General features: G+C 60.7%; 19 protein-coding genes. 1 reads left to right on the plus strand and 18 read right to left on the minus strand.

Going from position 1 to position 18,408, the window contains the following annotated elements:
- Window position 1: 1 nt before the first annotated feature.
- The 17 genes from CRO18_RS15795 to CRO18_RS15875 form a co-directional block, all read right to left on the minus strand.
- Window positions 2-574 (minus strand): biotin transporter BioY, encoded by a 573-nt coding sequence (locus CRO18_RS15795; protein ID WP_097082856.1) that lies wholly within the window; start codon window positions 572-574, stop codon window positions 2-4.
- A gap of 5 nt (window positions 575-579) precedes the next feature.
- The gene (locus tag CRO18_RS15800) at window positions 580-1,236 is read right to left on the minus strand and encodes an energy-coupling factor transporter transmembrane protein EcfT (RefSeq protein ID WP_097082857.1); all 657 of its coding nucleotides are present in this window, start codon (window positions 1,234-1,236) and stop codon (window positions 580-582) included.
- Window positions 1,233-1,994 carry an energy-coupling factor ABC transporter ATP-binding protein gene (locus CRO18_RS15805; RefSeq protein WP_249276086.1) on the minus strand — a complete coding sequence of 254 codons (762 nt, stop codon included), beginning with the start codon at window positions 1,992-1,994 and terminating at the stop codon, window positions 1,233-1,235. The genes CRO18_RS15800 and CRO18_RS15805 overlap by 4 nt, the downstream gene beginning before the upstream one ends.
- Window positions 1,995-2,062: 68 nt before the next feature.
- Window positions 2,063-2,827 (minus strand): malonate transporter subunit MadM, encoded by a 765-nt coding sequence (madM, locus tag CRO18_RS15810; RefSeq protein WP_097082859.1) that lies wholly within the window; start codon window positions 2,825-2,827, stop codon window positions 2,063-2,065.
- A 6-nt stretch (window positions 2,828-2,833) separates the two neighbouring features.
- Window positions 2,834-3,214, minus strand: coding sequence for a malonate transporter subunit MadL (madL, locus tag CRO18_RS15815; RefSeq protein WP_097082860.1), 381 nt, complete (start codon window positions 3,212-3,214; stop codon window positions 2,834-2,836).
- A 62-nt stretch (window positions 3,215-3,276) separates the two neighbouring features.
- Window positions 3,277-3,486, minus strand: coding sequence for a biotin/lipoyl-containing protein (locus CRO18_RS15820; protein ID WP_076483894.1), 210 nt, complete (start codon window positions 3,484-3,486; stop codon window positions 3,277-3,279).
- Between the two features lie 24 nt (window positions 3,487-3,510).
- Complete coding sequence (gene mdcG, locus CRO18_RS15825) at window positions 3,511-4,239, minus strand: malonate decarboxylase holo-[acyl-carrier-protein] synthase (protein WP_076483895.1); 729 nt, start codon at window positions 4,237-4,239, stop codon at window positions 3,511-3,513.
- 1 nt (window position 4,240) lies between these two features.
- Complete coding sequence (locus CRO18_RS15830) at window positions 4,241-5,341, minus strand: acyl carrier protein (RefSeq protein ID WP_097082861.1); 1,101 nt, start codon at window positions 5,339-5,341, stop codon at window positions 4,241-4,243.
- Window positions 5,342-5,373: 32 nt separating this feature from the next.
- Complete coding sequence (gene mdcE, locus CRO18_RS15835) at window positions 5,374-6,267, minus strand: biotin-independent malonate decarboxylase subunit gamma (RefSeq protein WP_076483897.1); 894 nt, start codon at window positions 6,265-6,267, stop codon at window positions 5,374-5,376.
- A 23-nt stretch (window positions 6,268-6,290) separates the two neighbouring features.
- A complete protein-coding gene (locus CRO18_RS15840) occupies window positions 6,291-7,247 on the minus strand; it encodes a biotin-independent malonate decarboxylase subunit beta (protein ID WP_076483898.1) in 957 nt (318 codons plus the stop codon).
- Window positions 7,248-7,262: 15 nt separating this feature from the next.
- Window positions 7,263-7,580: a malonate decarboxylase acyl carrier protein gene (mdcC, locus tag CRO18_RS15845; protein WP_076483899.1), complete on the minus strand. Its 318-nt coding sequence runs from the start codon at window positions 7,578-7,580 to the stop codon at window positions 7,263-7,265.
- A gap of 15 nt (window positions 7,581-7,595) precedes the next feature.
- Window positions 7,596-9,269 (minus strand): malonate decarboxylase subunit alpha, encoded by a 1,674-nt coding sequence (mdcA, locus tag CRO18_RS15850; protein ID WP_076483900.1) that lies wholly within the window; start codon window positions 9,267-9,269, stop codon window positions 7,596-7,598.
- Entirely contained in the window at window positions 9,266-10,075 is an 810-nt protein-coding gene (locus CRO18_RS15855; protein WP_245826439.1) for a biotin--[acetyl-CoA-carboxylase] ligase, read from the minus strand. Before CRO18_RS15855 ends, mdcA begins: the two co-directional genes overlap by 4 nt.
- 109 nt (window positions 10,076-10,184) lie before the next feature.
- Window positions 10,185-11,393, minus strand: coding sequence for a Na+-transporting malonate decarboxylase, carboxybiotin decarboxylase subunit (gene madB / locus CRO18_RS15860; protein ID WP_076483902.1), 1,209 nt, complete (start codon window positions 11,391-11,393; stop codon window positions 10,185-10,187).
- Window positions 11,394-11,525: 132 nt separating this feature from the next.
- Window positions 11,526-12,488, minus strand: coding sequence for a triphosphoribosyl-dephospho-CoA synthase MdcB (gene mdcB / locus CRO18_RS15865; protein WP_097082862.1), 963 nt, complete (start codon window positions 12,486-12,488; stop codon window positions 11,526-11,528).
- A gap of 516 nt (window positions 12,489-13,004) precedes the next feature.
- Window positions 13,005-13,481, minus strand: coding sequence for a HutP family protein (locus CRO18_RS15870; protein WP_249276087.1), 477 nt, complete (start codon window positions 13,479-13,481; stop codon window positions 13,005-13,007).
- Between the two features lie 24 nt (window positions 13,482-13,505).
- On the minus strand, window positions 13,506-14,057 hold the full coding sequence (locus tag CRO18_RS15875) for a YqgE/AlgH family protein (protein ID WP_076483904.1): 552 nt from the start codon (window positions 14,055-14,057) through the stop codon (window positions 13,506-13,508).
- 150 nt (window positions 14,058-14,207) lie between these two features.
- Here CRO18_RS15875 and CRO18_RS15880 point away from each other — a divergent pair, with 150 nt between their 5' ends.
- Entirely contained in the window at window positions 14,208-14,999 is a 792-nt protein-coding gene (locus tag CRO18_RS15880; RefSeq protein WP_097082863.1) for a protein-disulfide reductase DsbD domain-containing protein, read from the plus strand.
- A 2-nt stretch (window positions 15,000-15,001) separates the two neighbouring features.
- On the opposite strand, the gene CRO18_RS15885 is transcribed toward CRO18_RS15880, so the two are convergent.
- Window positions 15,002-18,385 carry an efflux RND transporter permease subunit gene (locus CRO18_RS15885; RefSeq protein ID WP_097082918.1) on the minus strand — a complete coding sequence of 1,128 codons (3,384 nt, stop codon included), beginning with the start codon at window positions 18,383-18,385 and terminating at the stop codon, window positions 15,002-15,004.
- Between the last annotated feature and the right edge of the window lie 23 nt (window positions 18,386-18,408).

Below are 18,408 nucleotides of genomic sequence, written 5' to 3' on the forward strand. Positions count from 1 at the left end.
GTTAGGCAGGCTGGCTCTGGCGGACCTCGATGATCGGATGGGCGCGCTTGACCGCCATCGCAATCACCCCGGTCAAGGCGGCCTTGATCAGATCGCCAGGAATAAAAGCGGCCGAACCGAAAAGCGCCGTCTTGAGCGGCAGGCTCGCATGCACGGCCAGCACCGGCACGCCAATCGCATAAAGCACGATGATCCCGCCGATCATCGCATGGGTGAAGGAGCCGATCACGGTCAGCTTACGCCAGCCCAGTTCATGCAGCACCCCCACCACCCAAGCGGCGGGAATCCAGCCAAGCAAGAAGCCCACCGTCGGCCCAGCAAAGACACCAAGCCCACCACGGCCACCGGCCAAAATCGGCAGACCAATCGCGACCAGCGCCAACAGCAGCACCATCGACAGTGCGCCGCGCTTCGCCCCCAAAATTGCGCCCGCCAGCATCGGCCCCATCGACTGCGCAGTAATCGGCACGCCCACCAACGGGATGGTGATTGGCGGAAACAGCGCAAGCGCAGCCGTGAGCGCCGCGAAAAGAGCGATATAGACAATATCGCGGGTCGAAAGGCTGGTGGACATAGCGATCATTCCTTCACTGTTTTGAGCGCGGCCAGCGGGTTGAACCGGGCCCGGCGCTGGGGCTTTTCTTGAGGGCAATCGGGGTCGTCGTGCCCCGAGCGCGCCTCGATGGCATCAGCGATATCTTCGGCAGATTTGAGCACCCGCACGATCAGCGGCAGCGCGAGCGCAAGGGGCGAGTTGCCAAGACCGCGTGCCGATTGTGCCTCGCGCACGCGCTCGGCTTCTTCGGCAATCACCGGCAAGAAGCGCAGCGCCAAAGAAAAGGCGAGGCTCACTTTGCCCGGATTCACGCCCAAAGGCGCAAGCGGTGTGAGCAGGCGTTCAACGGTAGCAATCAGATCTTCGGTGCGGGTGGTCAGCGTAACCAGCCCCGCCATCAGCACCAGCGTTGCGATCCGCGCGATCACCAGCGCGGCTTCGGTCCAAGAGGCCATCAGCCCTTGGGCAAGCAACAGCACCACCAGCATCGGCAATAACGGGCGGAGCTGCTGCACCAAAGCGCCGCGGCCCAACCGCGCCACCGGGAAAGCGAGCGCGACAAGGAGCAACAGATCAACCATCACCCGCCAGTCAGAGACCCAGATCACGGCACTGCCCGCAGCGGCAAGTGCGGTGAGTTTGAGCCCCGCAGGCAAGCGATGCAGGATCGAGCGGCTCATTGCATCCGCCTGACGTATTCAGACAGCGCTTTTGAGGGCACGTCATCGGCAATGATCCGGCCTTGATCGAAAACCAAGACGCGATCAAACGCCTCGATCAGCGGCAAGTCATGGGTGACCACAATCGCGGTTTGCGCCAGCGTGTTGATGACTTGGCCAACCATGCGCGCATTGCGCAGATCCAAAAGTGTCGTTGGTTCGTCAAAAACCACATAGTCAGGCCGGGTGATCAACACACCAGCCAAGGCAAGCAGTTGCTTTTGCCCGCCGGAAAGCTTGTGGGCGGGGCGGTCGCGCAGGTGCTCGAGCCCATATCGGGCGAGAATTTCTCCCACGCGTTCAGCCCGCTCGTCGGCAGAAAGTTTCTGCCCTTTGAGCCCGAAGGCCACATCTTCCGCCACGGTGGGGAAGACGATCTGGTTGTCCGGGTTTTGGAACACAAAGCCGACTTTGCGGCGCACCGCCTTGGCAGCACTGGCCGTATCATGGCCATCCACCGTTACACGGCCGCGTTCGGGGACCAACAACCCATTGAGAAGTCGTGAAAAGGTACTTTTGCCGGAGCCATTCGCGCCAACAATCGCAATGCGTCTTTCGGTGAGCGTTACGCTGACGTTGCGCAGCACCTCGGTGTCGCCAAACCGATGCGAGACCTCGGCAATCTCGATACCGGGGGCCGCAGGCAGCGAAGGGACGCTGACGCTGCCTGCGGCACCATGCAACCGGGGAAACATATGTCCAACACTTGAACGGATCATCTTGTCGGCCTAGTTCACATAAGGTTGCATGATTTCAGATGTGTCTGTTTGTGAGCTCTTGCCGGAGATCAGTTGCCAAACAGAGCAAGCAGGGCCATGTAGCCGACCGACGGCACCATGAGGCAGCCAAAGCCCGTGTAGAACGTCGCGGTCAGGGCACCATAAGGGACCAGTTTCGGGTCGGTCGCGGCCAGACCCGCGCTGACGCCGCTTGTGGTGCCCATCAGACCACCGTACACAGCCGCCGCCGCCGGGTTATCAAGACCAGCAACTTTGGCGAGGAACGGGGTGAGGATCATCACGGCGATGGATTTCACCACACCAGCAGCCACCGAAAGCGCGATCACTTCCGAGGACGCACCGAGCGCAGCACCAGTCACCGGGCCGACGATGAAGGTCACGGTACCGCCACCGATGGTGGCCATGTCAACTGCACTGGTATAGCCGAAGGCATAGGCGGTCGCCGCACCAAGAACGGTCGCGATCACAACCGACACGACAAGGGCAACAGCCCCAGCGAGACCGGCTTTTTTCAGTTCTTCGAGCTTAACGCCGAAGGCCGTCGACACGATGGCGAAGTCGCGCAGCATGCCGCCACCCATCAGGGCAAAGCCCGAGAACAGCGTGATGTCCGAGATACCTTTTTTCTCGCCGGTGATGGTGCCGCCGATGTAGGCGAGGATCAGACCGATGAGAATGGCGATCGCCGAACCGTGAATCCGGTTGTTGGTCATTTTGCCGAGCGCATAGGCCGCCCACATGATGATACCAACCGTGACGAACGCAGTGATAAGCGGAACCTTGTTCAGCGTGGTGTAAAGGATGTCGAGCATATCTTGTTACTCCGCGAGCGAGGGTTCAGCCGATTTCGGGCTCAGAGCCGCAATCGGACGGATCAGCAAGAAGCCAGCAGCCACCGAGCCGAGACCGGCGATGAAGGCCAGCGCGCCCGCGTTGAACGCCGCGACGACGTTTTGGCTGGCGGCCATGGCCACCACGATCGGGATATACATCGCCGCCCAGAACTTGATCCCGTCTTGAGCAAGTTTCGAGAATTTCTCGCGATCTATCAGGTAACGCGAGATAACAACCAAAAGCAGCATGGCGATACCCACGCCACCCACGTCGGAATTCAGGCCGACGAGCCAACCGATCGTGCGACCGATGAAAGTCCCTACGAGCATGCAGCCACCCATCAGGGCGACACCATAAATAAGCATTTTCAGTCCTCCTTGATCTTGGAACCATGGGGCGGCGACCCTGCCGCCCCACGGCAGATCGATTATTCGATGGTCATGACAACCGCGCCCGGTTTCACCCGGTCGCCAACTTGCACGGCAATCGATTTCACCACGCCGTCGCAGGGCGCCGGGGTGTTGTTTTTCATTTTCATCGCTTCGATCACGGCGACGTTTTGGCCTTTCGTCACGGTCGCGCCTTCAGCGACTTCCAACGACACGATGACCGACGGCATCTTAACTTTCACATCCATAGCCTTCTCCTTTGCGGCATGATTCTAGGGGTTCTCGTATTCTCGCTCGGTTTTAGCGCTACCGTGCGAAGGCGACATGATCTCGCTCAATCGATTGCGCGAAATCAATTCCACGCCCGAAATTGTTTTGCCCAACACCTGATCGGCACTGGAAACAAGCTCGGACAATTTCACACCGATGGACCCAGAGAGTTCCACTTCGGCGTCGATTTTCAGCCCCGTGCGCGCACTCAAAGCGCCCAGTTCAGCGTGAAAATCCATAAGACTATCAAGGGCTTTGCCCCGAACGACGATATCGACATCGGAGCCGGGGCGCAGATAGCGCAGCCCCGTCACAACCTGCATCGCAAGCGAGCCAATCAGCCCGATTTTGCACCCGGTTTCGTCGCAAATCGCGGAAAGCGCGGGGATCACCGGATGCGCGGTGTCACCCAGCATCTCAGCCAAGCCCATCACCTCCCAAGGCGTGACACCAGCGGTGACTTGATCGACCGAAACAGCCACCGCGGCACGCACCCGCTGCTCTTCCAAGCGAATCGGGAACGAGAAGCCAAGCTGGCCGCCACCTTTGGGAACCGGGCCCGTCGGACGACAGGCAATGCCCGGAATCCGGTCTTTCAGGAAGATACCGCCCACCTGCGCCTCAAGCGCAGGGTAGCGCATCGGGGCTGGCAGCGAGTCGAGCAGCGCGGGCAAAAGCACTTTGCGCGCCGCATCGTCCACATAAACCAGCGTATGGCGGGTGCTCAGCATCTTAGCGACCTTTCACCCAAGCCGGATCGGTCTTCGCGTGGCTGCTCATATCGCGCTGCGCTTGCACCATGGCTTCAAAGAGTTTGGTCGCCTGCGGCCCTTCGATCACGATTTTCTCAGCCGCATCGGCGGTTCCGCCAACCACGCCGGGCACCAGTTCGAGCCGCGTCGTTTCGGCGCCCGTCACCAGATCGGGCGAGATTTTCACCACGCGGCTTTTGATCCGCAGGATCGTCCGGGCGGCCTTTTCAATCGTATCGGCAGCGCTGGCGGTGGTATGGGTCACCACCACTTCATATTCTGGGTAAGTCCGCGCCCGGCGATAGGTGATGATCTCACCTTCTCGGTCACAGACATGGCCAACTTTCGAGACAACAAAGCTATCGCCCATCGGCAGACCGCCGACCACGAGTTCACGCCAAGCATCGCCGCGCGGCGAAGGCACAAGCGAGATGTCATCGCGCAGCGGGCGACCATCAAGCGCGAGCCAGCCAAATTCTTGGCAGCCGTAAAGGTCATGCACAGTGTAGCCAAAGCTGGCGGCCCGCGCGATCAGCTCTTCGTCAAGGGGGGTGCCGGCGCACAGAAGCACGCAGCCCTCGGGCATCTGTGCGCGCAGCCCCAACGCATCCGCCTGTTCAAGGCTGGCGCGCAGGAAAGAGGATTCACCAAGGATCACCTGCGGTTGCTCTTTACAAGCGGCCAGCAATAGCGCGTCGCGGCTCGACCGTTTCAGGTGGCTCCAGGTCACAGCGCTGTCTTCCAGCGCCTGTTTGGAAAAGACGTTGACGAGGGGGGGGTAGGTGACGAGCATCTTAGCCCCCCCCTCCAGGTTCAGCCGTCCAAAGATTTCGCGAGCAACGGCGCTGCGGTCGGGGAGTTCCGCGTGTGTAACACCCACGATATTTTGGAAGGCTGAAGAGCCCGTGGTGAAGGTCAGATAGGCCAGGTTGAACGGCGTGTGCACCTCTTCAATGACATGGGCCGCGGTCGGGCCAGCGATACCCTTATCCGCAAGGTTGCGGCGCGGCATCTCATCGAGAGTCGGCACAGTACCGAAGATTTCCAGGGCATCTTCGATCGCTTTAAGTTCATCCGACATATCTGACTTCCTTTCAGGGCTCTGTTCGAGGCTTAGCGAGCGGGCGCGTATTGCTCCGCCACAGCCGCGAATTCACGGTTCATCAGCTCGATGATTTTCGGGCGTGCGACCCGGCCACCGCGCTCAGCACCCAGCGCACCACGACCCCACGGGCCGAGCGTGTCCTGTTTGCCTTCCGCTTTCGCTTTTTGAACTTCCGCGATCCGTTCGATGAGCGCGGGGCGCATACCGTCGACGTTGTCGATCAGAGCGCCGACGCCACCCAGCGAGTAGAAGAAGCGCGGACCCGCCGCGAAGACCGGGCTTTTCGTCGACAGATCTTCGAGAACTTCGAGCGGCTTTTTGATGATCCGCGAGACCGAGGTCAGCGGCATCACGTGGATCATCGTGCCGTAGTTCGCATCGAGCGACAGGATGCTGTCGGCTTGCAGACCGTGGCACAGGAAGGCACCCGAGATCGCGCGGCCAATCACCATAGCGATAATCGCGTGACCTTTGAGACGGGCTTCCGCCAGCGCCAGCTGGTAGGCCGCAGTCGACTTGTTCATGCCGAAGATCTCTTCGACTTTGCCCGGACCGTTACCGGGGGTGTCGACGATCAGCACCAGCGCGCGCTTTTCTTCCAGCGGCTTGTCGGCATCGGCTGCGATCGAGGCATAGACGGCTTGCGCCATCTTGTAGCCTTCTTCCATGCCGATGATGCCCGCATAGACGACCGGGAACTTCTCGTTGAACGCATTGCCATCCGACGCGATGATCGTGGTGGTTTTGCCGTCCAGCGTGGCGGTCCCCACAACGGCGCCGGGGCCGAATTCGGGATCGTCGAAGCTTTGCGCGCCAACGGTGTTTTCTTGGAAGGACTCGGGGTCCACGATCATATCGATCGCGTCACGCCCCCGGCCCATCATGCTTTCTTGCATCTCCATGATTTTCTCCTGTGTTTCGGGGGTCAGACGGAGAGCCGTTTGACGGTGCTCATGAATTCCGCAAACGGCACGTCCAGAAGACCGGCGGCGTTTTCGTTGCCCGCTTTGGCCCAGACATCGACGGCGTCTTTGGGCTGCATTTCAGCGGCCAGAGCCACCAAGCGCAGTTGGTTTTCGACCTTCTCGGGCGAGCCGATGCGGCGCATCGCTTCGAAGTCAGCCACCGGCAGCGGCGCCAGTTCGGCGACTTGCTTGCGGAAGGCTTCGACCGTGTCTTGCACGAGGAAGTTGGCGTCACCCATGATGTATTTGTGACGGCCACCGGTGGTGCGGTAGACAAGGGCGCGGTCCGATGCGTCGAACTCTTCTTTGCCCATTTCTTGCTCGATCACTTCCGGGCCCGTCAGGCCAAGACGACCGAACTCGCTCATGATGATCGCGTCGGTCGCTGCCGCCACGAAGCCCATGCCGCCGAAACCGCCGACTTTGGAGCCGATGACCGCAATCACCGGAACCTTGCCGCGGGCTTTTTGCAGCTGGTCCATCACTTCAGCGTGGGCCAGAAGACCGGCGTTCGCTTCGTGCAGACGCACACCGCCCGTTTCGAACGAAATCACCACAACGGGTTTTTCTTCGTCGGTCAGGTCGGGGTATTTGGCGACCAGGTCGTCGTGGAAATCGATCGCGGTTTTGATGGTGTTGACCATCTTCGCGCCGCCGATTTCGCCAACGGACCCACCGATGAATTTGCCCTCTTGCGAGATGACAAACACGGGGGTCTTACCGATCCGCCCGATGCCCGTGACGATCCCGTCGTCAAAGGCGACGGCATCCCCCAGAAGCTCAAGATGCGGGCTCGTCACCCGATCGAACGGACCGGCAAGCTCGGTGAAGCTGCCCTCGTCGACCAGGCCGATGGCCCGGTCACGCGCGCTGGCTTCAAGGAAGCTGCGGGGTTGAAGATTTTGCCAGTTGGTCATGGTTTACCCTCCGCCTCAGGCCGCGTTCGCTGCCGTGTAGGCCTGATGCAGGCGCAGCAGCACGACGGCCGGAGTGGCGTTGTTGTCGTTGATCTCGATCCGGGTGTCGGACAGCGAGGTTTCGTCGATGAACTTGCGCAGGACGCGCTCCCACAGGGCGTCGAAACCGGTCACCGGGGTGACGAGTTTCACCGACACCTTGCCCGAGAGGTCTTCGGGTTGGATCAGCACTTCCAGATCGCTCGAACCAGTGACGCCGATATGGGTCGGCGCTTTCACCGGGCCAGCGGCCGTTGCGGGTTCGAGGGTGAGCTCGAGAGTATGCAAAGCCATTTGTTCAAGCCTTCCTTACCAGTTGCGGAAACGCGCGGGCGGGTTGTAGAGGCCGCCGGACCAGGTCACGAGATCGCGCATGTTTTTCGCCGCGAGCAGGTCGCGGGTCGCACGCGAAGGATCGATGCCCAGATCGGACGGGGTCTTGACGATGCCGGCCTCGCGCAGGGCTTTCGTCTCTTCGGGTTTGGCGGTCAGACCGATTTCGGTGAAACCAGCCACAGCACGGATCGCCGCCATGCGGGTTTCCATGTCTTTGCAGCGGTTGAGGTATGCAATGCCCTCTTCCGTCACGATGTGGGTGAGGTCGTCGCCATAGATCATGACCGGCGGGATATCGAGGTTGGCACTCTTGGCGAGTTTCCACGCGTCGAGTTCATCCACGAACACCGGTTTGCGGCCTTCACCGAAGGTTTCGACACCTTGCACCACCAGACGCTTGCCGCGCGGCACCGAGCCGGTGAGCGAGTCAAGCGAGGGCAGTTCCTCACCGCATTTGAGCCAGGCACCCGACGGGTGACGACGGCCTTTGGGGTCGCAACCCATGTTCGGCGCACCGCCGAAGCCCGCCACACGACCAGCGGTCGCGGTCGAGGAGTTGCCGTATTTGTCGATCTGCAACGTGCCGCCGATGAACATGTCGGCCGCATAGTGACCGGCCGTTTGCGCGAAAGCGCGGTTCGACCGCAGCGTCCCATCGGGGCCGATGAAGAACACGTCGGGGCGCGATGCCACGTAGTCTTCCATGCCCAATTCACCACCGAAGCAGTGGATCGCTTCAACCCAGCCTTCTTCGATCGCGGGGATCATCGTCGGGTGCGGGTTGATGATCATATGGGTGCAGATTTTGCCTTTCAGGCCAAGTTCTGCGCCATAGGTCGGCAAGATGAGCTCGATCGCCGAGGTCAGGAAGCCGATGCCGTGGTTCATCGAGGTGACGCCGTATTCACCGTAGATGCCTTTGAGGCACATCATCGCCAGAAGGATCTGGTTGTCGGTGATGTTGGCCGGGTCACGGGTGAACAGCGGTTCGATGAAGAAGGGTTTGGGCGATTCGATGACCGCATCCACCCAGTCGCCCGGGATGTCGACGCGCGGCAGTTCGTCAACGATTTCGTTGACTTGCGCGATTACGATGCCGTCTTTGAACTTCGTGGCTTCCACGATCACCGGGGTGTCTTCAGTGTTGAAGCCGGTGTAGAGGTTGCCTTTACGGTCCGCTTTATAGGCGCAAACGAGCGAGACGCGCGGCGTCAGGTCGAGGAAGTAGCGGCCAAAGAGTTCCAGATAGGTGTGGATCGCACCGAGTTGGATTTTGCCGTTGTCGATGAATTCGGCAACGCGCGCGGCTTGCGGGCCGCCGAAAGCGAAGTCGAGTTTTTTCGCGATACCATTGTCGAACAGATCGAGGTGCGATTTCAGCGGCACCGCCGATTGCACCATGTGCAGATCGTGGATCTTCGATTTGTCGACTTGGTTGAGGCAATCGGCCAAGAAGTCAGCTTGCTTCTGGTTGTTGCCTTCGATGTTGATGACGTCACCTGCCCGGATCACTGCTTCAAGCAGCGCCACGGTATCTTTGGCGAGAACCTCTTTGCCCTTGGCGAAGAGCGGCGCTGCCGCTTCTTTCCGCGCGGCGGTATCGGCCGCTCGCGTGCGCCAATCTTTGCGCGTGTCGTGTTGGGTCATTTGCTTTCGTTTTCCTCCTTTGCAGGTGCATTCCTCGGAAGGTCGCCGTGAGTGATGATTTCCGGGGGGGAACCGATTTCGCCGCAGATGGCGTTGTGAAGTTGGCCGTCCGCGTCGCGCAGCGTGAGGCTGCCGTCGGTTTCAAGCCGGATGGCGATGCCCCGCAGGGGCAGGCCGTTGGTATTCAAGGTGATCTGGCTGCCGAGCGTGCACGAGCGTGCGCTCCAAGCTTGCCGGATCGGTTCAAAGCCTGCGCGCTCCCAATGCGTGAGCCACACTTCGAGTTGCTCCAGCACTTCATTGAGCATCTCGAGCCGGTCGATCTTGCGCCCGGTTTCAAGCGCAATCGAAGTGGCAAAGCCTTGCAGGGCAGACGGAAAATCGCTGACGCGGTGATGAAGGTTAAGGCCGACACCCGCGATGATATGGGCGGGATCACCGTCGTCGTTCAGCACCAGCTCACACAGGATGCCGCCCAGTTTGCGCCCGCCGACCATCAGGTCATTGGGCCATTTGATCGAAGTTTCGAGACCGGCCAATTGCGAGATCGCTTCAGCAATCGCAACGGCGATCACGAGCGTGGTCTGGGCCAGGTCTTCGACAGGACGCGCGGGACGCAGCAAAACCGAGAATGTTAGGCTACTTTCGGGGAGGGACGCCCATTCACGGTCGTATTTGCCACGCCCCGCGGTCTGTGCGTCGGCGACAATCACCGTGCCGGTGCGCGTTAGCGCGGGGGAGGAGCCGGCAGCGAGATCGGAGAGGTACCGATTGGTTGAGTCGACGACGGGAAGATGATGGATCACACACCCGACCCCGGCTTGCGGCCGCTGAGGCCGCGCAGTGCACGGAAGCTCGGAGGCTTGGGCTTGAGGGGTCGGATGCGCGTTCATTGTTTTGCTCCGGTTCGAAGGCTTAGTTCACAAGACCGATGGTCGAGGCGAACACACCCACAGCGATGGCCGAGACGATGACACCGCAGATCGAGGCACCCATAGCGAGCGGCATGATCATGGCGTGGGGGCTGGCAGCGAAGGCTTCACGTTGAGCGATCTTCGCGGTCGAGGGCATGCAGGACACACCAGCGATACCGATCACGGGGTTGTAGTTGCCGTTCGAGAGCTTCCACACGAGGTAGCCGCCGCCGATACCGCCCACCGCCGAGATAGCTAGCGCGGTGATGCCGAGGACCACGAGGATGGCCACTTGCGGATCGAGCAGGGTGCCAGCGTCGCACAGCACACCAAGAACCAGACCAAGGAGCAGCGTCGCCGAATAGGTCACGGTGTTTTCGAGCAGTTTTTGATAGGGCTCGATTTCCGCTTCTTTGATCGCAACGCCGAGGAAGAACGACAGGATCAGCGGGGTAGCAACCGGGAGCAGCAAGCAAAGCAGGCCAGCAGCAGCAACGGTGAAGACGAATTTCGCTTGCGGCGTCACGTCCGGGAAATCGTATTCGACTTCGATACCGCGGTGCTCTTCTTTGATCAGCCAGCGCACAAGGTAGGGGTAACCGGCATAGGTCAGCGACAGGTAGAGATACGCGATGATCGAGATCGGAACGAACAGTTCTTTGGCCATGATCAGCGAGCCGAACAGAACCATCGGGCCATCTGCACCACCAATGGTGCCCACAGCGGCGGCTTGGTTCGGGGTGAGGCCCATGTAGTAGCCGATCACCAGCGTCACGAAGGTGCCAAGCTCAGCGCAAACGGCAACCGTGATCGAGGCCCAGGGACGCGCCAAGATGAACGAGATATCCGCCATCGTGCCGATACCCATGAACAGCATGCAGGCCACAAGCGAGTTCACGAAGGTGAAGTTGTAGATCGGCTGCAGGAAGTCGATCTGCATGATGTTCATCAGCGCGTCGGTGTCAGACACCAGCGGAGAAATGATCAAGGTGCCGATTTGGCCGCCTTCGAGGATCATGACACCGGCGTTGACGGCCATCATGCCCAGCCCCATCGGGACCATGATCAGCGGTTCAAGCGTGCGCTTGAAACCAAGGTAGGCGAGCAGGAAGCCAAGCCCGATAAAAGCAAGCCGCGCAAAAGCGATCAGCGGCTCCTGTACAAAGAGCGTCCCGATCCCCGGGAACACGTTGAAGAGGGTTTCTAGCATTGGGAGATCCTCAGGCGTTGGAGTCGGACAAGAGCTTGGAAATGCCCACGATGACGCCGATCACGGCGAAAGAGATGACCGCGGTGATCAGGTAGCTGGTCGCGGCATAGACGATGATGTTCATCTTGATCCTCAGAGTTGGGGAGCCGCGGCGGGGGAGGCGCCGTGCTCAGAAGTTGCAGGGGGAAGCTGGCCACCAAGCAGCGCATCGACGCCAATGGTCACGGCCAGCAAATCGGCGGAACCGCCGGGCGAAAGATGGCGGGCAATACAGGCGGCGTCGAAGGCATGGATGGCCTCCATCCCCGCCTCGGTCAGCGCCCCGCCAAGGGCACGGATCCGCCGCGCTTCGGCCTGAACGAAAGCCAGAGCCTCCGGGCCACCGCGCCACAAAAGCGTGGTGTCTTCGGTCTCTGTCATCAGCGCGAGCAATGTATCGAGCAGCACAGACGCCAGCGGCGCACCGCTGTCGCGAGCCGCCCGCAGCGCCGGAAGACCCGTGCTGCGGACGGTCGGGAAACCGGCTTCGGCCTCGCCGCGAATGCCCAGCACGCCGTATTCTTTGTAGAGTTTTTCTCCGGCGGTGCGGGGAGCCCGGTTTCCAAGGCTACGCAGTTCCCGATCGCAGATCCCACGCACCATATCGGTGGCGGTTGCGAACAGGTCTTGCTCGGTACAGGTCGGCTGAAGACGCATCACACTGCCAGCGGCAGCGCTCAAAATCCCAGCCGAGAACAGCAGGCCACGTTGCGTGTTGACCCCCTGCGTCGCGGCAAGCAACCGCGACTCGTAACGGGCACCGATTTCGCGCACAGGCGCAAGCAGTGTCCAGGCAGGGCCGTTATGGCCCAAACCGAGCTCGGCACATTGGTAAAGGCAAGGCGCAATTACCGCCGAGGAGACCATAAAGGTCTGAATGTTCATGTCTTCATGCGACCCGTTGGAACGGGGCGTCACAAGACCGGGCTTGGGGTGTGTGGAGATTTCCAGAAGTGCGCCAGTCAGAAAGGCCGAACCAATCGACCAGGCGTTTGACTGCGGCCACAGCGACATGTCGCTGTACCAGTCAAGTGTCCGCCGGAGGGCGTATTTCATGGGTTTCATCCCGCATAACCGACGGGGAGCGGCGCGCCCACAGGCGTCACAGCTTGCTATCCGTGGCCAGATGAAGGGATTACATCCGGTCCGGAGAACCGTCGGGAATGCACCACACGAAAGTCACTTGTGCACGCGGTGCTTTGGGCTTGTCAGCTCTACCGCACAGCTGGCGGCAAGGCTCATCACAGTCGTCACGGCCCGGCCTTCAGAGGGCTCGGGCGGCCTCGGTCAACTTTGCGTGAAAGCGTGTCGCCCCGGGGTTGACGTGATCGATACGCCTAGTTTTTCAGCTTGTCCAGTCTTCGTTTTGACCGCCCGATAAATGCGACATCATGTGCATATTGACAGAATAATACCCAAATTATTCATGCGGATAGGAAATCATACAGGTAAGATTCACTGCAAGAAAAAGCCCAGCCTCAAATTGGGGCCGGGCACTCGACAGGATGTCGCATATGGGTGTTTTTAAGGGGAAAACAAGGCCCCGAAGCGGGGCCATGCAAATTTTGCCACTCAGATATGCATTACGCCGAATCCGATGCGTTCATGGTTGGTAATCGGGTGAAAAGCCGATTCGCCATGCGCCGCAACGGCAACCCAATGCCCATCCGAGACCAGCGCCACCTTCAGTTTCAGGTTCGACTCGGCCACGACCGAAGAACTCACCCCATGCAAGCACTCTAGCCCGGCATGGATCACGCCGTGAATCTCGTCTGGCCGATGCCGCACCACCTGCGCGTTAAGTGCACAAGCGACGATCGATTTGACAAAGCCACGCTCAATTTCGGTGCGCTTACCGGTCACGAAAGTGATCCCTACACGCCAATTCGGATGCGCAGCGATTTGCTCCTTGATCCGTTCTTCTTCCTCGCGGCTGCTGATGGCGGCCATGATGGCGGCCTTACCGATCCTGTCAGCGGTGATTTCCATAACGCGATTCCATTCCGACCCGATTTGCGCTTCCATATCGTCGCAGGGCGGCGCGCTCAACGCATTTGATGCCTCAAACGCATATCAAGCGTGCCCCGCCGCTGCAGAAAGGGTGCGCGGGTCAATCCCCATAGTGCCAAGTGCGCGCGACCATTTGGTGGCATAGGCCGCATCCAAGGCAAGCTCTGGATTTGGTTCGGCAATCAGCCAGCCGTTGTTCAAGATTTCCTGCTCAAGCTGGCCCGGCCCCCAACCGGCATAGCCCAGCATCAGCATGGCCCGCGCTGGCCCCCGCCCCGCGCCCCATTCCTCCAAAATGTCACGCGTTGCCGTCATTGCCAGCCCTTCGCCAACGGGCATCGTTGCGGCAAACCAATCCGCCGAATGCAGCACAAAACCGCGCCCGGTTTCGACAGGCCCCCCAAACAAGATCGCGTCTTCACGACGGCCACCTGCGGTCAGCGGAATGCCGATTTGCTCAAAAAGCCCACCCACATCGGGTTCTGGCACGGGTTTATTGACGATCAACCCCATCGCGCCTTCGGGCGAATGGGCGCACATCACCACCACCGAATGCTCGAATCGCGGGTCTTCCATACCCGGCATGGCAATCAGCAGTTTTCCGGTGAGATCCATCGCGGCCCCCTTTCGCGCAACAAGCGCCCCCCTTCAAGGTGGCGCGACGCGGCCCTGCAATCAACCCCCGCGCAGCGAAATCCGCCCCGCATCCAAGGGTTGGCGCTTTTGTGACTTGGAACGCCCCCCTTGCTACGGCTATCGGAAAGTATGCGGATGATCTTTGCCACCCTGCCCTGTCTTCTTGCCCTGGCGGTGCCCGTGGGCGCACAGCCCCCCCTGCCCGAGGGGCTTTTGGGGGCAGAAATTCGCTCTGGCTGGGAGGCCGAAAACGGCACCCGCATCGCCGCGCTGCATTTGCAATTGGCACCGGGCTGGAAAACCTATTGGCGGGTCCCTGGCGAAGCCGGTGTGCCGCCCGTGCTGCATTTTGCCCGCTCCCGCAATCTCGCGCATATGCAGGTGATTTGGCCGACCCCGAGCGTTTTTGAACAAAATGGAATGCGCACCGTGGGCTACCACGACGAACTGATTTTGCCGCTGGAACTAACACCGCGCGAAGCAGGCGTTCCGATTGATCTGGAAGCCCGGCTCGATTTTGGCATCTGCCACGAGATTTGTGTGCCAGTGCAGCTTGACCTGACCGCTTGGCTCGCTGGCCCCGGCGCCCCCGATCCGGCCATTGCCGCCGCGGTTGAAGCGCAACCGGTGCCCCGGCCCGGTCTTGCGCGGTGCGCGGTGGAACCGATCCGCGACGGGATGCGGGTCGAAGCGCGGATTGATACCCCGCCTGCGCCGGGCGAGGTTGCACTTTTTGAACTGCGCGCGCGCCCGATGTGGGTCTCTGATCCGATGATCGCACGCGAGGGAGGCACACTTCTTGCCAGCGCAGAGTTCGTGCCCGAAACCGGCGCGCCCTTCGATCTTGATCAAGACGATCTGCGCATCACGGTAGTGAGTGCGGCAGGCGCCATCGAGATTGATGGCTGCCCACCGAATTAAACCTATTGCGCGGGGGGCAGTGCGCGCGCGCGGGCAAGCCGCGGCGCGACAAAAGCGGTGGCCACCGTCACAAGGAAAGCGAGCGCGATAAACACCCCCAACGCGCCACCCACCCCTTGGCCAGCCCAAAGTGCGCGCCCCAAGGTGGCAGCAAAGCCAACCACCAGCGCAGCCGTCGCGGCGCCCAAGGCGATCTGCAACCCACGCCCAGCGCCATGCCCACCGCGCAATCCACGCTTAAACGCCCGGATCGCGCGGCCAAAATCTTGCCCCACGGCCAAGGCTGCAGGCACCACGACGAGAACAATCACCATCCCAAAGCCAAGCCCATAGACCAGCGTGATGATCGTGGGCTTGAGGAACAGCGCCGAGGAGGAACGCTCGTAAAGCAGCGGGCCAAGCCCCAGCACGGTGGTGAGTGTCGTCAGAAACACCGGACGCAAGCGGTCTGCCACCGCATCCACAATCGCCGGACGCATACCCCGTTTGGCGGCATATTCATCGACGGTTGAAATCAGCACGATGGCATCGTTGATGATGATCCCCGTCATCCCAATCAGCCCCACGACCGAGAACATGGAAAGCGGCACGCCCCAATGCCAATGGCCCCAAAAGGCGCCAATCAGCCCAAAGGGAATGACCGACATCACCACCGCCGGGCGACTCCAAGACGAGAAAATCCAAGCGAGACACAGGTAAATCCCGGTCAGCACCAGAACGAGGCCAAGGATCGCATCTCCCATAAATTCGCGCTCGCGTTCGGCCGCGCCGCCAAGGCTCCATGTCACGCCCCTTTCCTCGGAAATACGGGGCAAGATCACCTCGGTCATCTGCCGCTCAATCTCATTGGCGCGCTCGGCATTATCTTCGGAGATATTGCCCGTCACCTCGATAGACCGGATGCCATCTTCGCGCCGGATCGTCGAGAACCCCACCTGCGTGCGCGCCGAGACAATATCGGACAGCGGCACCCAATTGCCCGCAGGCGTACGCATCTGCATCCGATCCAAGAAATCGGCGGTCAGTTCGCTTTCCGGCATTTCCACCTGAATCGAAGCTTCGCGCGTGCCATCGGGGAAGGTCGCGGCCTCAATCCCATTGAGCCGGGCACGCAATTCACGGCTGAGCATGTCGATATCGAAGCCGAGCGCCGCCCCCTGTGGGGTCAGGTTCAAAATCAGTTCTTGCTTGTCATAAGCAAGGTTATCCTCAAGCGCCGAGACCTCCGGGAAGGTCGCCAAAGCGGTTTTCAGATCTTCTGCAGCTTCTTTCAAAACGCGGCTTTCGGCGCCCGCGAATTTGACCGAAATGCCATCAGAGGACGGACCCGCGAAGAAGGACCGGAAGCTGAGTTCCTCAATCAACGGGTGACGCGCAGCAGCCGCCTGAAACCGCTCAAGGAAATCGGCCGAAGAATAGGACCGGTAGTCTTGGTCGATCAGCTCGATGGTGATGGCGCCCAACAGATCAGCGTCTTTGCTATCCGCCGAAGCCAAAGAGCGGCCCACCGCCCCGCCAATTTGCGCCACCACATAGGTCACTGGATTGGTGCCGAATTCCTTTTCATATTGCGCGCCGACCTCATTCGCGGCCTCTTGCAACGCTTTCATCTGCGCCATCGTATCTTCGCGCCGCGCGCCTGCCAGCATCGAATAAGCGGCAGAGACCATTGCGTTCTCGGGCGGGCTAAAGAAGCGCCATTGCACTGCGCCGCCCACCACCAAAGCAACAGAGGCCAGCATCAGCGAGAAAGCCCCCGCAAGCACCGCGTAGCGCGCCGTGAGCACGATCCGCATGAAGGGCCGCATGATGTTCAGCCGGAACCAATCAAGCCCTTCGTTCACTTTGCGCGAGGGCCAATCATACCAACGTTCCTTGGCGGTATGGGCAAGCGCATGCGCCATGTGGTTGGGCAGGATCAGGAAGCACTCGAGAAGCGAAGCCGCCAGAACCGCAATCACCGTCCAAGGGATATCAGAGATCATCCGCCCCATCGGCCCGCCCATCATCGTGAGCCCGCCAAAGGCAATGATCGAGGTCATCGAGGAGGCCATAACGGGCGACAGCATCCGCCGCGCGCCCTGCTCCGCCGCCAAAACCGGGTGCTCACCCAAATCGCGCGATCGAAAATCGGCGTGTTCGCCCACCACAATCGCATCATCAACGACGATCCCAAGCGTCAAAATGAGCGCAAAGATCGAGATCATGTTGAGCGTCATGCCCGCCATATACATGGCGAACAAAGCCGCCGCGATGGCGGTGGGAATGCCCATCGCGACCCAAAAGGCCGTGCGCGCGTTCAAAAACAGGAACAGCAGCACCACAACCAGCACAAGCCCCTGAATCCCGTTATCTTTCAAAAGATCAAGCCGCGCTTGAATCGCCTCAGAGCGCGAACGGATCAGGTCAATCGAGGTGCCTTCGGGCACGGTGGGCTGCATCTGCGCCACCACCTCTTGCACCTTGCGCTGCAAAGCGATGGCATCGCCCTCGGCAGAGCGGGAGACGTTGATCGAAATTGCCGGGTTGTCGCCCACGTAATAGGCGCGCTCGCGGTTGCCACCTTCTACACGAATGGCGGCCACATCCCCCACCCGCAACAGCGACCCGTCGCTTTCTTCGCGAATGACGATATCGGCGATAGACAGCGCATCACGCCGTTCTTCGCCTGTGCGCACCCGCTGCGCGCCGCCCGATACATCGCCAGCGGGCGAGGTCGCGGCCTCTGCCGAAATCACGGTGGCGATTTCAGAAAGCGTCACATTGTGGCGCATCATCTGCACGGTGGGCAGTTCTACCACCGTTTCGGGCGCCAAGAAGCCTTGGATCGTCGTGCGCGTTACGCCCTCGGCATAAAGGCGGGTGACCAATTCATCCGCCAAACGACCGATCTGTTCGGCGGACAGCGGACCGGTAATCACCACATCGGTCACCGTATCCCGCCAAGCGCCGCGCTTGATTTCGGGATCATCGGCCCCTTCGGGCAAAGTGCCCGCCGTCGTCACCGCTTGCTCCACCTCAGAGACCGCGCGGCTCATATCCCAACCATCTTCGAAGGTGAGCGAAATGCGCGCCGCCCCCTCGGTCGAGCGGCTTTCAGACTCGCTCACCCCTTCCACAGCGATGAGCGAAGGTTCCAACACCTGCACGATAGCCCGGTCGACCTCCTCTGCGCCGGCACCATCCCATGTGACGGAAACGGTGACCGATTCCTCGATTGAATCGGGGAAGAACTGCGCACGCATTTTCGGCAGCGTCACCGCGCCTGCGAGCAGCAAAATCACCAAAAGCAGGTTGGCCAGCGTTTTGTGGCGGGTGAAAAGCGCAATGATCCCATGCGCTTTCGGAAGCTCTTCCCCCGGGCGGGCAAATTCCCCCTCGGCCATCACAACAGCCGCGGCCGCGGCAT

This window comes from Rhodobacter sp. JA431, from assembly GCF_900217725.1.
In the GTDB taxonomy this organism is placed as follows: domain Bacteria; phylum Pseudomonadota; class Alphaproteobacteria; order Rhodobacterales; family Rhodobacteraceae; genus Rhodobacter; species Rhodobacter aestuarii.

Coding starts and splice junctions, on each gene's coding strand:
- mdcE (WP_076483897.1), bottom strand. CDS start 6,267: ATGGAGATGCAAGAAAGCATGATGGGCCGGGGGCGTGACGCGATCGAT.
- CRO18_RS15840 (WP_076483898.1), bottom strand. CDS start 7,247: ATGACCAACTGGCAAAATCTTCAACCCCGCAGCTTCCTTGAAGCCAGC.
- CRO18_RS15805 (WP_249276086.1), bottom strand. CDS start 1,994: ATGATCCGTTCAAGTGTTGGACATATGTTTCCCCGGTTGCATGGTGCC.
- CRO18_RS15795 (WP_097082856.1), bottom strand. CDS start 574: ATGTCCACCAGCCTTTCGACCCGCGATATTGTCTATATCGCTCTTTTC.
- CRO18_RS15875 (WP_076483904.1), bottom strand. CDS start 14,057: ATGGATCTCACCGGAAAACTGCTGATTGCCATGCCGGGTATGGAAGAC.
- CRO18_RS15830 (WP_097082861.1), bottom strand. CDS start 5,341: ATGTCGGATGAACTTAAAGCGATCGAAGATGCCCTGGAAATCTTCGGT.
- mdcA (WP_076483900.1), bottom strand. CDS start 9,269: ATGACCCAACACGACACGCGCAAAGATTGGCGCACGCGAGCGGCCGAT.
- mdcG (WP_076483895.1), bottom strand. CDS start 4,239: ATGCTGAGCACCCGCCATACGCTGGTTTATGTGGACGATGCGGCGCGC.
- madL (WP_097082860.1), bottom strand. CDS start 3,214: ATGCTTATTTATGGTGTCGCCCTGATGGGTGGCTGCATGCTCGTAGGG.
- madM (WP_097082859.1), bottom strand. CDS start 2,827: ATGCTCGACATCCTTTACACCACGCTGAACAAGGTTCCGCTTATCACT.
- mdcC (WP_076483899.1), bottom strand. CDS start 7,580: ATGGCTTTGCATACTCTCGAGCTCACCCTCGAACCCGCAACGGCCGCT.
- CRO18_RS15880 (WP_097082863.1), top strand. CDS start 14,208: ATGCGGATGATCTTTGCCACCCTGCCCTGTCTTCTTGCCCTGGCGGTG.
- CRO18_RS15885 (WP_097082918.1), bottom strand. CDS start 18,385: ATGGCCGAGGGGGAATTTGCCCGCCCGGGGGAAGAGCTTCCGAAAGCG.
- CRO18_RS15820 (WP_076483894.1), bottom strand. CDS start 3,486: ATGGATGTGAAAGTTAAGATGCCGTCGGTCATCGTGTCGTTGGAAGTC.
- mdcB (WP_097082862.1), bottom strand. CDS start 12,488: ATGAAATACGCCCTCCGGCGGACACTTGACTGGTACAGCGACATGTCG.
- madB (WP_076483902.1), bottom strand. CDS start 11,393: ATGCTAGAAACCCTCTTCAACGTGTTCCCGGGGATCGGGACGCTCTTT.
- CRO18_RS15800 (WP_097082857.1), bottom strand. CDS start 1,236: ATGAGCCGCTCGATCCTGCATCGCTTGCCTGCGGGGCTCAAACTCACC.